Origin of the sequence: Kitasatospora sp. NPDC007106, assembly GCF_040634455.1 — a bacterium.
Taxonomy (GTDB): domain Bacteria; phylum Actinomycetota; class Actinomycetes; order Streptomycetales; family Streptomycetaceae; genus Kitasatospora; species Kitasatospora arboriphila.
This window is the reverse complement of record NZ_JBEYFP010000110.1, coordinates 1-14,079: the sequence shown is the minus strand read 5'-3', so window position 1 is coordinate 14,079 and position 14,079 is coordinate 1. Positions and strand designations below refer to the sequence as shown.

The 14,079-nt window shown below is 74.6% G+C and carries 12 protein-coding genes, 1 tRNA gene and 1 pseudogene; 8 read left to right on the top strand and 6 right to left on the bottom strand.

Going from position 1 to position 14,079, the window contains the following annotated elements; all coding sequences use genetic code 11:
* Window positions 1–91: 91 nt before the first annotated feature.
* The 3 genes from ABZ641_RS13010 to ugpC form a co-directional block, all read right to left on the bottom strand.
* On the bottom strand, window positions 92–865 hold the full coding sequence (locus tag ABZ641_RS13010; RefSeq protein ID WP_344625278.1) for a nucleotidyltransferase family protein: 774 nt from the start codon (window positions 863–865) through the stop codon (window positions 92–94).
* Between the two features lie 255 nt (window positions 866–1,120).
* Window positions 1,121–1,549 (bottom strand): hypothetical protein, encoded by a 429-nt coding sequence (locus tag ABZ641_RS13005; protein WP_344625253.1) that lies wholly within the window; start codon window positions 1,547–1,549, stop codon window positions 1,121–1,123.
* 286 nt (window positions 1,550–1,835) lie between these two features.
* The gene (gene ugpC, locus ABZ641_RS13000) at window positions 1,836–2,927 is read right to left on the bottom strand and encodes a sn-glycerol-3-phosphate ABC transporter ATP-binding protein UgpC (protein WP_344625254.1); all 1,092 of its coding nucleotides are present in this window, start codon (window positions 2,925–2,927) and stop codon (window positions 1,836–1,838) included.
* A 307-nt stretch (window positions 2,928–3,234) separates the two neighbouring features.
* Between ugpC and ABZ641_RS12995 the strand changes: the two genes are divergently transcribed.
* The 3 genes from ABZ641_RS12995 (at window position 3,235) to ABZ641_RS12985 (ending at window position 4,518) form a co-directional block, all read left to right on the top strand.
* Window positions 3,235–3,308 (top strand) — tRNA-Thr (locus tag ABZ641_RS12995).
* 247 nt (window positions 3,309–3,555) lie between these two features.
* Window positions 3,556–3,789, top strand: a complete 234-nt coding sequence (locus tag ABZ641_RS12990) for a hypothetical protein (protein ID WP_359981395.1) — start codon at window positions 3,556–3,558, stop codon at window positions 3,787–3,789.
* Between the two features lie 180 nt (window positions 3,790–3,969).
* Window positions 3,970–4,518, top strand: a complete 549-nt coding sequence (locus tag ABZ641_RS12985; protein WP_359981392.1) for a methylated-DNA--[protein]-cysteine S-methyltransferase — start codon at window positions 3,970–3,972, stop codon at window positions 4,516–4,518.
* 31 nt (window positions 4,519–4,549) lie between these two features.
* Here the strand turns inward: ABZ641_RS12985 and ABZ641_RS12980 are convergent, their stop codons facing one another.
* Window positions 4,550–5,617, bottom strand: coding sequence for an ATP-grasp domain-containing protein (locus tag ABZ641_RS12980; protein ID WP_344625269.1), 1,068 nt, complete (start codon window positions 5,615–5,617; stop codon window positions 4,550–4,552).
* Window positions 5,618–6,105: 488 nt separating this feature from the next.
* Between ABZ641_RS12980 and ABZ641_RS12975 the strand changes: the two genes are divergently transcribed.
* Window positions 6,106–7,530, top strand: coding sequence for a family 2B encapsulin nanocompartment shell protein (locus ABZ641_RS12975; RefSeq protein WP_359981389.1), 1,425 nt, complete (start codon window positions 6,106–6,108; stop codon window positions 7,528–7,530).
* Window positions 7,531–7,665: 135 nt separating this feature from the next.
* Complete coding sequence (locus ABZ641_RS12970; protein WP_359981386.1) at window positions 7,666–8,715, top strand: family 2 encapsulin nanocompartment cargo protein polyprenyl transferase; 1,050 nt, start codon at window positions 7,666–7,668, stop codon at window positions 8,713–8,715.
* Window positions 8,716–8,752: 37 nt separating this feature from the next.
* On the opposite strand, the gene ABZ641_RS12965 is transcribed toward ABZ641_RS12970, so the two are convergent.
* On the bottom strand, window positions 8,753–9,772 hold the full coding sequence (locus ABZ641_RS12965; RefSeq protein WP_359981383.1) for an NAD-dependent epimerase/dehydratase family protein: 1,020 nt from the start codon (window positions 9,770–9,772) through the stop codon (window positions 8,753–8,755).
* 140 nt (window positions 9,773–9,912) lie between these two features.
* On the opposite strand from ABZ641_RS12965, the gene ABZ641_RS12960 reads away from it, so the two are divergent.
* The 3 genes from ABZ641_RS12960 to ABZ641_RS12950 all read left to right on the top strand — a co-directional run bounded on the left by ABZ641_RS12960 (window position 9,913) and on the right by ABZ641_RS12950 (window position 12,905).
* A complete protein-coding gene (locus tag ABZ641_RS12960; RefSeq protein ID WP_359981381.1) occupies window positions 9,913–11,289 on the top strand; it encodes a DUF1254 domain-containing protein in 1,377 nt (458 codons plus the stop codon).
* Between the two features lie 167 nt (window positions 11,290–11,456).
* Window positions 11,457–11,999 carry a SigE family RNA polymerase sigma factor gene (locus tag ABZ641_RS12955; RefSeq protein ID WP_344625274.1) on the top strand — a complete coding sequence of 181 codons (543 nt, stop codon included), beginning with the start codon at window positions 11,457–11,459 and terminating at the stop codon, window positions 11,997–11,999.
* A 129-nt stretch (window positions 12,000–12,128) separates the two neighbouring features.
* Window positions 12,129–12,905: a hypothetical protein gene (locus ABZ641_RS12950; RefSeq protein ID WP_344625275.1), complete on the top strand. Its 777-nt coding sequence runs from the start codon at window positions 12,129–12,131 to the stop codon at window positions 12,903–12,905.
* 43 nt (window positions 12,906–12,948) lie between these two features.
* Here the strand turns inward: ABZ641_RS12950 and ABZ641_RS12945 are convergent.
* A pseudogene (locus tag ABZ641_RS12945) lies at window positions 12,949–14,079 on the bottom strand (hypothetical protein); the annotation flags it as partial.

Sequence of the window (14,079 nt, the reverse complement as noted above, 5' to 3'; positions counted from 1 at the left end):
CACCCGGGTGGGAGGCCCCTCCGCCGTTCCCGTGCGTGCGTCAGCCGTCCGTTCCCGTGCGCGCGGTCCGTCGGCTGTCCCGTGCGTGCGGTCAGTCGTTGGCGGGGCGGCCGGCCGCGGCGAGCTCCTTGGCGGCCTCCGTCAGGTCCTTGACGGTGTCGATCGCCCGCCAGTAGCAGCCCTGCGGCAGTTGATAGCCCGCCAGCTGCTTGGCCCGCGCCAACTGCGGGAAGGTCGTCCGCTCGTGGTCGCCCACGTCGGGCAGCAGCGCCCGGAACGACGGCCCGAAGACGTACAGGCCCGCGTTGATGAGGAAGGGCGAGGGCGGCGCCTCGACGAAGTCCAGCACGTTGCCGAAGCGGTCGGTCTCCACCGCGCCCCACGGGATCCGCGGGCGGGCCAGCGCCAGGGTGGCCACCGCGGCCCGCTCGTGGTGGAAGGCGGCCATCTCGCGCAGGCTGAAACGCGTCCAGATGTCGCCGTTGGTGGCGAACCAGGGCTCGGCCGGCCGCGGCAGGGCCGCGGAGGCGTACTTGAGGCCGCCGCCGCGGCCCAGCGGCTCGTGCTCGACCACCGTGCGGACCCGCACCGGCAGTTCGGTGCCGTCGAGCCACTCCTGCAGCACCTCCGCGAGGTGGCCGCAGGAGATCACCACGTCGGTGACGCCCTCGGAGGCCAGCCAGGAGAGCTGGTGGCCGACGATCGGGATGCCCGTGCCGGGGATCTCCACCAGCGGCTTCGGACGGTCGTCGGTGTACGGGCGGAGGCGGGAACCCTGCCCGCCCGCCAGGATCACCGCCTGGGTGACGGCGGGCGCGGCGGCCAGGGTGACGGGGTCGGCGGCGGCCGCGAGCTCCGCGGCCATGTCGGCTGGCGTCTGATCAGCGGTCATAGCCAGAACAATAGGCTCCGCGGGGAGCTGACCCCATGCGTCCGGCGGCACTGCACCCGAACGGGCCGCCGAGCCCGTCCGGCAGGATCGGCGGACAGCGGGCCGCGGGTCACGCGCAACGGGCCGCGGACAGCGGCCGTGGGCAGCCGGAAGCGCTGCGCCCAGGTGCAGGGGGCGCAGCGCTCGCGGGTGGTCGGAACGGATCGGGCGGTGCCGCGGGAGGGGCCGTCAGGTGGTGACGCCGGCGGCGAAGGAGCCGTCGCAGACCGGGCGGGCGAAGGAGCGGGCCCGCTGCACGTCGCCCCCGTACTTGCGGACCGCCGCGCGGCCCAGCTCCGAGGCGAGCTCGGTGCAGTACGGCGTCAGCGACGGCTTCTCGCGCATGGTGCGCTCCAGCAGGTCCAGCGCGGTGCCCGGGTTGTGCGCGTCGAGCTCGTTGAGCAGGTCCGTGCGGAGGGCGTCCCGCGGGCTGTCGGCGGACCCGGCGGAGGTGCGGCCGATGCTGCCGTCGCTGCTGGACGCCGCGACCACCTGCTGGTCGAGGCCCGTCGGAGGAGCCCACGGAACCCGGGTCACGGCGAGAGTGCCGGTGGTCACCAGGATCACCGGCAGGGTGAGGGCCACGGTCTGGCCGATACGGCGTAGGAGCTGCTTCACGCCACAGGAGCGTAGCGACGGGTGGCGGAAAGGTCGCGCCGCGTTACACCAATGAGTGACCGGTGTCCTGTTTTGTTCCGTCATGCGGTTGACGGCCGGGCGGCCGGACGGGTGGTCGGACGGGTCGCCGCCCGGGGCCGCCCGGGGCCGGACGGGAGCGGGCCTGCGGGATCCCCGCCGGTGGGCCCGGCGTTTCGTCCGGACGCGCCGGGGCCCCGGCGGAACGGTGTCCGCCGGGGCCCGGTCGTGCTGCGGTGGGCGCGGCCCGGTCGCCCGGGCCGTCGGCTCACTTGCTCAGGCGCAGGCCCGTGCTGGTGGAGAAGACGTGGGTCTCGCCGCCGGTCGGGACCACGTGGATCGTCTCGCCCTTCTGCGGGACCTGGCGGCCGTGGACGCGCACGACGATGTCGGTGTCGTCGCCGCCGATCTTGGTGGTGCCGTAGACGTAGCCGTCGGCGCCGAGCTCCTCGACGACGTTGACGGTGACCGCGACGCCCTCGATGCCGCCGCCGGAGACGATCTCGAAGTGCTCCGGGCGGATGCCGACCGTGACGGTCTTGTCGGTGCCGGCGCCGGCCAGGTCCTCGCGGGAGATGTTGATGACCGAGCCGCCGAACTTCACGCCGCCGTCGACCAGCGGGACGTCGACGAGGTTCATCGCCGGCGAGCCGATGAAGCCGGCCACGAAGACGTTGGCGGGCTTGTCGTACATGTGGCGGGGGGAGTCGACCTGCTGCAGCAGACCGTCCTTGAGCACCGCGACGCGGTCGCCCATGGTCATGGCCTCGGTCTGGTCGTGGGTGACGTAGACCGTGGTGATGCCCAGGCGGCGCTGCAGGCCGGCGATCTGGGTACGGGTGGAGACGCGGAGCTTGGCGTCCAGGTTGGACAGCGGCTCGTCCATGAGGAAGACCTGCGGCTCGCGGACGATCGCGCGGCCCATCGCGACACGCTGGCGCTGACCGCCGGAGAGCGCCTTCGGCTTGCGGTCCAGGTACTGGGTGAGGTCGAGGATCTTCGCGGCCTCCTCCACCTTCTGGCGGATCTCGGCCTTCGACACGCCCGCGATCTTCAGGGCGAAGCCCATGTTGTCGGCGACGGTCATGTGCGGGTACAGCGCGTAGTTCTGGAACACCATGGCGATGTCCCGGTCCTTCGGCGGCAGGTGGGTGACGTCGCGGTCGCCGATGCGGATGGCGCCGCCGTTGACGTCCTCCAGACCGGCCAGCATGCGGAGGCTGGTCGACTTGCCGCAGCCGGACGGGCCGACCAGGACGAGGAACTCGCCGTCCTCGACGTGCAGGTCCAGGGCGTCGACGGCGGGCTTGGTGCCGCCGGGGTACAGGCGGGTCGCCTTGTCGAACGTGACAGAAGCCATGGCTGTGCTCTCCTTCACCGGCAGGAACGTGCCGGACGATCCGAGTAAAGGCTGGATTGTCGGGACCGGTGCTCCGCGTTCAGGAGTCGAACGGGGTCGGTCTCCCCGCGACCGTACCCGGACGTTCATCCGCTTGTCAGCCCCCGCCGGTGGCCGAATTCGGCATCGGTCCGATCACAAGCCGGACACATCACCCAAATCACCCGCCCGGCACCCCGTCCCACCGGCCAAAACCGACGGCGCCGCCCCGCACCGGCCCGCTACACTGCCCGTGGTACCGCCGTGGTCCGCCGCGGACGGTCACCGTGCCTCCTTAGCTCAGCTGGCCAGAGCACCGCTCTTGTAAAGCGGGGGTCGTCGGTTCGAACCCGACAGGGGGCTCCGTTCGGAATTCCGGAAGGGCCGGCTCGCGGGGCGTTCCCCGCGGCCGGCCCTTTCGTCGTCGTGGGGCGCCGGATGCTCCGTGGGCGTCTCAAAGGGTTGATCGGAGTGCCGGACGAGCGGTGCTCGCTGCGGCCCGACCGGGGCCGGTCCGGCTGGGCGCGCCGGGGGCCGCCGGGCGGTCGTACGGTGGACGGGGGGCCGAAGACGCCTGGCAGCAGGCGTGCGAGACCCGCGGGAGGTCGCGATGCCCGGTTCTGTCACGATCGGCCACACCGATGCGCTGGTGATGCTGAGCCACGACGACGCCAAGCGGCTGTCGACGATGCTCGGGGAGATGGCGAAAATGCTGGAGTCGTCCGGCGAGAGCCGGCTCGGCGACGCCCAGGTCGGCGAGCTCTGCCGGGGCAGGGCGGCGTCGCGCGAGGAGCTGACCGGCTGGTGCCGGAACCTCTCGCAGTACCTGGCCGAACACCTCTGACCGGACGCCCCCGGCCGGACCGGCGCCGATCGACTCCGGTCGACTCCGGTCGGGATTCCGGGTGCGGGCCGCGGCCGGGACGGCGGCCGGAACCGTCGCCCCGGCCGGCGGCGTGCCCGCTCCGCGGCGGTCTTCGACGGCCGGCCCTGCCGGCCGCCTCCGCGGGGTAGGTTCGCCGGTATGGAGCCGCTGTCCTGGATCACCGTGCCGACCCCGCTGCCGACCGGTCCGATGCGGCTGGCGGTCACGCCGACGGGCGTCGCGGCGGTCTCGTACGCGGGCGAGCCCACGGCCGGGGCGGGCGCGCCGGAGTGCACCGAGCGCCGGGTGGTCGACGCGGTCACCGGACAGCTGGCCGAGTACTTCGGCGGCCGCAGACGGCTGTTGGAGCTGCCGATCGACTGGCGCCTCGCCACCGGGTCGCACCGCGTGGTGCTGGAGCGGCTGGTGGCGGACGTCGGCTACGGGCGGACCATCACCTATGGCGAACTCGCGGCCCGCAGCGGGGTCTTCGAGGACGTCGCGGAACCCGGTCTGGCGGCCCGCACGGTCGGGCAGATGATGGGCGCCAACCCGCTCGCCCTGCTGGTGCCGTGCCACCGGGTGGTGGCCGCGGACGGGCTGGGCGGGTTCGGCGGCGGCCCGCAGGGGCTGGAGACCAAGCGCTGGCTGCTCACCCTGGAGGGTGTGCTGCCGCCGACGCTGGACTGGAACGGGCCGGTCGGCTGACCGGCCCGTCGGTCGCTCCGGGCCGGGCGGTTCAGACGGCGGCGGCAGCCGCGCCGAGCTGCCACGCGTGGGTGCGCTGCCGCGGCAGCACCGGCTGGATGCCGGAGACCAGGGTGTACTCGGTGTCGAGCAGGTCGGCGGCGAAGGCGGTCGCGGGCGCCTCGCCGAGGGCCAGCTGCACCGCCGTCCACGGCAGGTTGAGCCCGCACAGCCGGAGCTGGTGCAGCCCGCCGGAGGGGCGGGTGTTGACGTCGAGCACCACCGGGCGGCCGTGGTGGTGCCGGTACTGGACGTTGGAGAGGTAGGACACCCCGAAGGTCTCGACGAGCCGGCGGGTGGGCTCCAGGTACCGCGGGTCGGTGGTGAAGGTCCGGCGGCGCCGGGTCTTCGCCCGGCCGACGGCGGCGAGCAGCCGGCCGTCCGGCGAGGTGAGGCAGTCGACCGAGACCTCCGGGCCCTCCAGCAGCGGCATCACCAGCAGGTCGGCCGGCTCCGGGCTCTGCTCCAGGGCGTTCAGCACCAGGTCGAGCTGGACGCTCGCGTCGGGGAAGCCGGTGAGCCGGCGCAGGCTGAACGGCTCCCTGGTGAGCACCCGGAAGCCCTCGCCGCCGGCCCCGGAGGCGGGCTTGAGGCAGGCCGTCGACCCCTCCTCCTCGATCTCCTCGACCGCGGCGAGCAGCTCGTCGGCGGTGCGGACGTGCCGCCACAGCGGCACCGGCAGGCCGGCCGCGGCCATCGCCGCGTAGCCGTCGGCCTTGCTCTCGAAGACGGCGATCGCCGCGGCCGACGGGCACACCAGCGCGGTGCCGATCGCCTCGAAGTCGCGCCGGCGCAGGGATATCGCGAGTTGGCCCAGCCGGGGGAGGAAGACGTCTATGCTGTGCCGGGCGCAGAATTCCAAGGCGAATTCCACATAGGCCTCGGGGGAGAGGCCCTCGGGTTCGAGTGATCCGAAGTCCGCGGCGGCGAGCACCGGGGAGTCCGGGTCGACGTGCGTGGCATGGATCTCGACCGGGCGCGGAGCGGCGCGCAACAGGTCGATGAAGAAGACGTTCTCGGCGTAGGTACGGTTCAGCCAGACGCGAACGGGGGCGCTCACGGGGGTCTCCCTGGAAAAGGGCGCAACGGTGGGAGGGCGCGGTCGGGGCGGCCTGCCTGCCGGCGTCTTGCCGCGCTCTTGAGGTGGCACCTTAGCGCCCGCGCCGGGCCGGGCGGACGGGGGGTGGGGTGTCGTGCTGGCGGTCGGTCAACATCCCTGTGCATCAGGCTAGTTGGTGATCGATGACGGGCCGGTGACGTCGGGTTCCGGCATGTTGCGGTCAGATGAATTCAGCACCGGTCGGCGCGGGCGAGGCGGCCGGCGGCCCGGTGACGATGGACGTGCCCATGTCGGCTTCGGGCCGCGGCGGCGCCCGGGCGGCGTTCGGCCGGCGGACCGCATTTTCGAGTGCGTGCTCTATTCATACTATTTGTAGGCGTGAATTGACCACTCGTACGAGTGATTGCGGGCGGGGCCGAACGGGCGTCAGCATATTTTGACAAAGCGGCACGTCCGGTGTGCGCATGCCTCGCGCGAAGGGTTCCTCGATGTCGACCGAAACCAGCATTGGCGTTCATGCGCAGGAGGGTGATCCGCAGTCGCGGCGGCAGTCCAGCCTGAGCACGGCCGGTGCGCGGAATCTGGCCAGCACCACCAAGTCGGCGCCCCAGATGCAGGAGATCAGCTCGCGCTGGCTGCTGAGGATGCTCCCCTGGGTGCAGGTCTCCGGCGGCACGTACCGGGTGAACCGCCGGCTCAGCCACGCGGTCGGCAGCGGCCGGGTGGCGTTCGTCCGCACGGGCTCCCGGGTCGAGGTCCTGCCGCCCTCGCTGCGCGAGCTGCCGCTGCTGCGCGACGTGCAGGACGACGCCCTGCTCGCCGCCCTGGCCGCCGGCTTCGTGCAGCGGGAGTTCCGGGCCGGCGAGCAGCTGGCGGCCGAGGGCGACCCGCTCGGCGAGCTGCTGCTGGTCGCGCACGGCAAGGTCGAGCGGCACGGCACCGGGCGCTACGGCGACGCCACCGTGCTCGGCGCGCACGCCGACGGCGACCACCTGGGCGACGAGGCGCTGCTCGGCCCGGACGCCCGCTGGCCGGTCGGCCTGCGCGCCACCACCGCCGGCACCCTGCTCGCGCTGTCGCGCGCCGCCTTCGAGCAGGTCGCGGCCACCGCACCGGAGCTGCGCGAGCGCGCCAGGGCCCTCGCCGAGGGTGACCGGCGCCCGCGGAACAAGTACGGCGAGGCCGCGATCGAGATGTCCGCCGGCCACACCGGCGAGCACGAGCTGCCGGCGACCTTCGTCGACTACGAACTCGCCCCCCGCGAGTACGAGCTGAGCGTCGCCCAGATGGTGCTGAGGGTGCACACCCGGGTCGCCGACCTCTACAACGAGCCGATGAACCAGACCGAGCAGCAGCTCCGGCTCACCGTCGAGGCGCTGCGCGAGCGCCAGGAGCACGAGCTGGTCAACAACCCCGGGTTCGGCCTGCTCGCCAACGCGGACCACAGCCAGCGCATCCAGACCCACTCCGGCCCGCCCACCCCCGACGACATGGACAACCTGCTCAGCCGCCGCCGTGGCACCAAGTTCTACCTGGCCCACCCGCGGGCGATCGCCGCCTTCGGCCGCGAGTGCAACCGGCGCGGCCTGTACCCCGCCCCGGTGGAGGTCCACGGTCGCCGGGTGCCGGCCTGGCGCGGGGTGCCGATCCTCAGCTGCAACAAGATCCCGATCACCGACGGCACCAGCCCGATCCTCGCCATGCGCACCGGCGAGGACAAGCAGGGGGCGATCGGCCTGCACCAGACCGGCATCCCGGACGAGTTCGAGCCGAGCCTCTCGGTGCGGTTCGCCGGCATCGACGAGAAGGCGGTCATCTCCTACCTGGTCACCGCGTACTACTCCGCCGCGATCCTCGTCCCGGACGCGGTGGGCGTCCTGGAGAACGTCGTCCTGGACGGCCCGCGCGGCTGATCCGGCCCACCCGCCGCAGACGGGGCGGCACACCTGCACGACGGCACGCGAGCACGACAGCAGCAGGAGACAGCACCACGGCACGGGCGGCGCCGCACGGCCGCCCGTGCCGCCACACCGAGGGGGAGGACCACCATGGGGATCTTCGCGCCGGAGCGCGACCAGACCGACGGGAACGAGGCCGCCGACGTGCTGGCCCGTGCCCGCAGCGCCGTCGACCCGGGCCTGCGCGCCGCCGTCGACACCCTGCCGGGCTCGATGCGCCGCATCGCCGGCTACCACTTCGGCTGGTGGGAGGCGGACGGCACGCCCGGCACGACCGGCTCCGGCAAGGCGATCCGTCCGGCGCTGGTGCTCGCCGCCACCCAGGCGGCCGGCGGCCTCCCCGGCTCCGCCGTCCGGGCCGCCGCCGCGGTGGAGCTGGTGCACAACTTCACGCTGCTCCACGACGACGTCATCGACCGCGACCGCACCCGCCGCCACCGCCCCACCGCCTGGCGGGTGTTCGGCACCACCGAGGCGATCCTGGCCGGCGACGCCATGCACTCCCTGGCCCTGCGCGTCCTCGCCGAGGACACCCACCCCGCCGCCCCGGCGGCCGTCCGCCGGCTCGCGGACTGCGTGGTCGAACTCTGCGCCGGCCAGCAGGCCGACTGCTCCTTCGAGCAGCGCAGCGACGTCACCCTGGCGGAGTGCCTGGCCATGGCCGAGGGCAAGACGGGGGCCCTGCTCGGCTGCGCCTGCGCCGTGGGCGCGCTCTACGCCGGGGCGGGCGAGGCGGTCGCCGACGTGATGGACGCCTTCGGCCGGGAGATCGGCCTGGCCTTCCAGCTGATCGACGACCTCATCGGCATCTGGGGCGACCCGGCCGTCACCGGCAAGCCCGTCGGTGCCGACCTCGCCGCCCGGAAGAAGTCCCTGCCGGTGGTGTACGCGCTGAGCAGCGGCACCGCCGCCGCGGCCGAGCTCGCCGCGCTCTACGCACTGGACCGTCCGCTCAACGCCGCCGAACTGCAGCGGGCCGCCGCCGCGGTCGACCGGGCCGGGGGCCGCAGCTGGGCCCAGGGCGAGTCCTGCGAACGGATGGCCTCGGCCATCGCCCACCTCGCCGAGGCCATCCCCGACCCCTCCGAGGCGGACGACCTGCTCGCCCTCGCCGAACTCGTCACCCGGCGCTCCCACTGACGAGCGGACCGTCGGCACCGGGCCGCGGCCGCGGCCGTCAGACGCCCCCGGCCGCCCCCGCGGCGGAGAGGAGCTCCTTCTCCTTCTCCTCGGCGATGCCCAGCGGCGTCCCGCCCTGGGTGTAGGGGGCGTCGCGGGGGCCGCGCCGCCCGATCCAGGCCCAGGTGTCGCGGACGGTCTCCTCGACGGGCCGGTTGCGCAGGCCGGCCTCCCGGGCCCGGGAGGTGTCGGCCCGCCAGATGCCGGCCCAGTCGGGCTCGTCGGGCGTCCACAGCGGCAGCTCCGTCCAGGGTGCGACCCCGGCGGCGAGCAGCGCCCCGTCGGCGACGGGCACGAACTCGGCGTCGGCGCCGGTGGCCTCGGCGCAGGCGCGCAGCATCGCGGCCATGGTGGTCCCGCCGGCCGGCCCGGTGGTGACGTACCGGCCCGTCCGGCCCTGCTCCAGCAGACCGAGTCCGAAGGCGGCGAAGTCGCGGGCGTCGATCAGCTGCATGGCGCGCTCCGGATCGCCGGGGAGGATCACCTGCCCGCCGCGGGCGATCCGCTCCAGCCACCAGAGCAGTCGGCCGACGTTCTCGTGCGGACCGATCAGCAGACCGCAGTTGAGCAGCGTGGAGTTCTCGCCGAAGTGCTCCGTCACGGCCCGCTCGCAGCCGGCCTTCAGCGCGTTGGCGGGGGGCTGGTCCGGCGGGGTGTCGGCCGGGCAGTCGAAGGTGGCGGAGGTCTCGTCCACCGGCCGGGCGGGCCAGTCGGCGAAGGCGTGGATCGAGGAGACGAAGCTGTAGTGGCCGGCGCGGCCGCGCAGCAGCCGGGCGGCCTGCGCGACGGCGTGCGGCTGCTGGCCGGAGGTGTCGACGACGGCGTCCCAGCTGCGGCCGTCGACGAGCCGGGCGAGGTCCTCCGCTCTGGTGCGGTCGCCGTGGACGGCCTCGACGCCGGGCCGGTCGGGCCCGGTGATGCCGCGGTTGAAGGTGGTGACCCGGTGACCGCGGGCGAGGGCGTCGGAGACGTAGGCCCGGCCGAGGAAGGACGAGCCGCCGAGAATGAGGATGTTCATACCGATGACCCTCTCCGGCGCGGTCCGTCCGCACACGGGCGTTCACTCCTGGCGGACCGGGCGGCAGCGTCGGCCACCGGCCGGGCCGACGGGTCATTAGTCTCACTCCGTACCGATTTGTCCGAGGGGAGTGTGGCGGCATGGGTAATCCGGTCCTGGTGGACGAGGCCACGGTGCGGGGCACGGCGGCGGAGGCCTGGATCTGGGGGCTGCCGATGCTGGAGAACTACCGGACGCTCTACGCGCAGGCCGTCGACGAGGCGGACCCCCGCCACGTCGGCGGCTTCGGCGTCTTCCGCCACTACCCACACCCCTTCACCCCGGCCAACACCGACGTCGTCACCCCCAACAACGACACCCCGTACTCGCTCGCCTGGCTCGACCTGCGGGCCGAGCCGTGGGTGCTGGAGGTCCCGGCCACCGACCGCTACCACGTGCTGCCGCTGCACGACCTCGACACCTGCTACGTGGGCTTCGTCGGCTCCCGCACCACCGGCAACGGCGCCGGCCGCCACCTCGTCCTCGGTCCGGACCACCGCGGCACCCCGGGCGAGGGCTTCGACGGCGTCCTGCACGCCGACACCCGGCTGGTCGGCATCGTCGGACGGACCCACCTGGCGGGGCCCGAGGACGTCCCCGCCCTGGAGCAGGTCCAGGCCGGCTACCGGCTGCGCCCGCTCAGCGCCCACCTGGGCACCGAACCGCCACCGCCCGCACCCGACCCGGTCTGGCCGGTCTGGCGCGAGGAGGTCCTCGACGGCCTGGAGTTCTTCTCCTTCCTGGACTTCCTGCTGGGCTTCTTCCCGGTGCTGCCGGCCGACGCCGACCTGCGCCGCCGCCTCGCCGAACTCGGCGTCGGAACCGGGGACTTCGAACCCGCCGCGCTGCCCCTGGAGATCCGTGGGGCGATGGCCCGGGGAATCGCCGACGCCCGGACCAGGCTGAACGCGGCGGTGGCCGGGAGCCACGACTCCACCGCCCTGTTCGGGACGAGGGTCCAGCTCGGCACCGACCACCTCGGCCGGGCGATCGGTGTGCTGCGCGGCCTGTACGGACTACCGGTCGAGGAGGCCTGGTACACCGCCTGGACCAGCGAGGACGACCCGGACGGTTCGGGCGACCCGGGCGGCCCGGACAGCGCGGGCGGCCAGGGTGGTGCGGACGGCCGCCCGCTGGACGGCTCGGTCCGCTCCTACCTCCTCCGCTTCCCGCCCGGGGGCCGCCCGCCCGCGCGGTACTTCTGGTCCGTCACCGTCTACGGACTGCCCGACCAGCTGCTCGTCGACAACCCCGTCGACCGGTACTCGATCGGCGACCGCACCCCCGGCCTCACCGCCGACGAGGACGGCGGCCTGACCCTCCGGCTCCGCCACGAACGCCCCGAGGACCCGCGGGAGCAGGCCAACTGGCTGCCCGTCCCGGCCGGGCCCTTCACGGCCGTGCTGCGGGTGTACGGCCCCGAGCCCACCGTCCTCGACGGCCGCTGGCAGCGGCCGCCGCTGCTCGCCGGCCCCTGAGCCCCGCCCCGGCCACCCCGCCCCGCCCTGCACCCGCCCGCCCCGTTGCACCCGAACGGCCGTCCGGAAAATGGACGGCTCGGGCTGTAACGCCGTGCCGTCCCCGGCGCGTCCTACAGGAGGAAGCGCACAGCGGGGGAGCGGGAGCGGGGGAGGAGGGGACGGGCATGGCCGGGGGAGGACCGGGACGCGGCGCCAGGGACGACGAGTTCCTGGAGTTCGCGGCGACCCGATCGAGCCATCTCTACCGTTCCGCCTGCCTGCTGACGGGCGGTGACACCCACCTCGCCGAGGACCTCGTCCAGGAGACGCTCGGCCGGATGTACGCGGTCTGGCGCACCGGCGGCTGGCGTCCCGGCACCAAGCGGATCGACAACCCCGCGGCCTACGCCCAGGGCGTGCTCTACCGCCTGTTCCTCTCGCACGTCCGGCGCCGCAGCAGCACCGAGCGCCCGGTCGGGGACCTGCCGGACCGGGCCGCCCCGGCCGGCGACTCCTCGCTGCGGGTCACCCTGATCGAGGCACTCGCCCGGCTCTCGCCGCGGGACCGCGCCGTCCTGGTCCTCCGCTACTGGGAGGACGTCAGCGTCGAGGAGACCGCGGAACTGCTGGGGGCCAGTCCGGGCGCCGTCCGGACGCAGACCTCACGGGCGCTCACCCGGCTGCGGGCGCTGATCGGCGACGCCCTCCCCGACCTCGCCCTGCGCTGACCGTGCCCCGCCCGAGCGCCGCGCCGCCCGACCGTTCCCGTCCGGCCACCCCGTCCGACCACCCCGTCCGACAACCCCGTCCGACCATCGAGAACCACCCGATCCGACCGCAGAGACGGTGAACCAGCCATGTCCGACGCACCCGAGCCACTCCCCGAGGAGGAGCTCGTCCAGCTCTTCCGGGAGGCCGGTGACGGCTTCCTGGCCGACCGTCCGCAGATCGTGCTCGGCGCCGTGGAACGCGGCCGGGCCCTGCGCCGCCGCCGGGTCGCCTCCGTGATCGGCGGGACGGCCGCACTGGCCGTGATCGCGGGCGGCGGAGCCCTGCTGGCGACCGTCCCCGGTGGCCCCGGCCGGTCCTACCGGACGGCGGCGGACTCCGCCGCCGGCTCGGGGATGACCGACCAGGAGATGGTGGCGGCCCTCAGACCGCACCTGGACGGCTGGCGGATCGTCGACGTCCGCGGCACCGGGACGGCCGGCTCCGCCGAGGCCGGAACGGCGCCGCTGGTGGAGATCACCGTGGACGACGGCCACGGCCGGGCCGGTGTCCGGACGGCGGTCTGGCGCGACACCGTGCGGACGGTGCTGCAGTCCACCGCCTGCCCCGAGCCGAGGCACACCGAGGTGACCTGCAGCCGGGCGGAGCTGCCGGACGGCTCCGCCGTGATGACCTGGAAGTCCGGTTACGCCGACACCGGGGCCAAGTCCTGGTGGTGCCTGCTCGCCACCGCGTCCGGCAAGCGGGTCTCGGTCACCGAGTGGAACTCCTCCGAGGTCGGCGAGACCGCCAGCCGCACCGACCCGCCGCTGACCGTCGACCAGCTCCGGGTGATCGCCGTCGACCCGGTCTGGGACCGCGCGGTGGACGACACCGGACTCCGGACCGGGGCCGCGCAGCCCTGACCGGACGGCGGGCCGGGGCCGTCCGGTCAGGGCCGAGCCGGGCTCAGGGGGTGGTGCCGCCGGAGGGCGGCGGAGAGGCGGCGTCCCGACCCGGTGCGGGATCGCTGCCGTGCGCCGGGCCGGAGCCCTCGGCGGCCGGCGGCGAGGGGTCACCGGCAGGACCGGACGCACCGCCCGACCCGCCTCCGGTCCCGCCCGACCCGCCTGTCCCACCGCTGCCGCCCGTGCCGCCGGTACCGCCCGGCTCGGGACTCCGGCTGCCGCCGGGCTCCGACGGGCTGCCGCCCGAGCCGGTGCCGCCGGACGGGGTGCCCCCGGAGCCGGTGCCGCCCGAACCCGTGCCGGGTGTGCCGGTGGGTGTGGCAGGGGCGGGCGAGCCGCTGTCCGACGGACCGTCGGGCTGCCCGCCGCGCTGGACGGGCCCGCCCTCCAGGGTCACCACGGCCTCCGACGGCGGCAGCGCGATCCTCGCCGTCCAGTGCCCGGCCGGGACGCGCTCCTCGTCCACCGTCACCGTCACGGTGATCCGCTGACCGGGCTCCAGGGTGCCCTCGTCCCGGCTGAGCCGCAGCCAGCCCACCTCGACCACGGCGTGCCAGTGGATGCCGGTACCGCCGGAGTTGGTGAGGGTGATCACCGTGCGGTTGCCCCACTCGCTGGCCTCCACGGAGAGCTGCCCGGGCCGGGCGGGCGGTGTCGGCGCCGCGGGAGCGACCTCGGCCGCGGCCAGCTTGCGGGAGCCGTGCGAGGGCACCGGGACGGCGGCACCCTCGACCACGGGCAGCAACGTTTCTGCAGTCGACGCCCCCGCCAGTCGCAGGCCTTCACCCTGCTCCGCACCGTTCCCGTCGGCGACGGCGTCCGGCACGGTCGGCTGCTCCGCCCCGGACGCGTCCAGGGAGAGCCCCGGTGAGTCCACCCGGACGGAGGAGACCGGCGAGGCCGACCCGACACCCTCGCCGCCACCGCGGTACGCCGCCCACAGCGCCACCACCGGCGCCGTCAGGACGGCCGCCAGGACACCGGTGGTCACCACCCGCTGCCGGACCACCGCCAGCCCCGCGGAGGGGGCCCGGTGCCGGGGGAAGCCCCGCTGGTCGAAGCGGATCGCCGCGGGCCCCTGGCCGGGCGCCGCAGCCAGCCGCCGGCCGGCCGCCGCGCCCGCCAGGAAGGC

Bases quoted from the DNA above. Each gene is read 5' to 3' on its own strand.
- ABZ641_RS13010 (WP_344625278.1), bottom strand. From the start codon at position 865: ATGGCCGCGGAGCTCGCGGCCGCCGCCGACCCCGTCACCCTGGCCGCC.
- ugpC (WP_344625254.1), bottom strand. From the start codon at position 2,927: ATGGCTTCTGTCACGTTCGACAAGGCGACCCGCCTGTACCCCGGCGGC.
- ABZ641_RS12990 (WP_359981395.1), top strand. From the start codon at position 3,556: ATGCCCGGTTCTGTCACGATCGGCCACACCGATGCGCTGGTGATGCTG.
- ABZ641_RS12985 (WP_359981392.1), top strand. From the start codon at position 3,970: ATGGAGCCGCTGTCCTGGATCACCGTGCCGACCCCGCTGCCGACCGGT.
- ABZ641_RS12975 (WP_359981389.1), top strand. From the start codon at position 6,106: ATGTCGACCGAAACCAGCATTGGCGTTCATGCGCAGGAGGGTGATCCG.
- ABZ641_RS12970 (WP_359981386.1), top strand. From the start codon at position 7,666: ATGGGGATCTTCGCGCCGGAGCGCGACCAGACCGACGGGAACGAGGCC.
- ABZ641_RS12965 (WP_359981383.1), bottom strand. From the start codon at position 9,772: ATGAACATCCTCATTCTCGGCGGCTCGTCCTTCCTCGGCCGGGCCTAC.
- ABZ641_RS12960 (WP_359981381.1), top strand. From the start codon at position 9,913: ATGGGTAATCCGGTCCTGGTGGACGAGGCCACGGTGCGGGGCACGGCG.
- ABZ641_RS12955 (WP_344625274.1), top strand. From the start codon at position 11,457: ATGGCCGGGGGAGGACCGGGACGCGGCGCCAGGGACGACGAGTTCCTG.
- ABZ641_RS12950 (WP_344625275.1), top strand. From the start codon at position 12,129: ATGTCCGACGCACCCGAGCCACTCCCCGAGGAGGAGCTCGTCCAGCTC.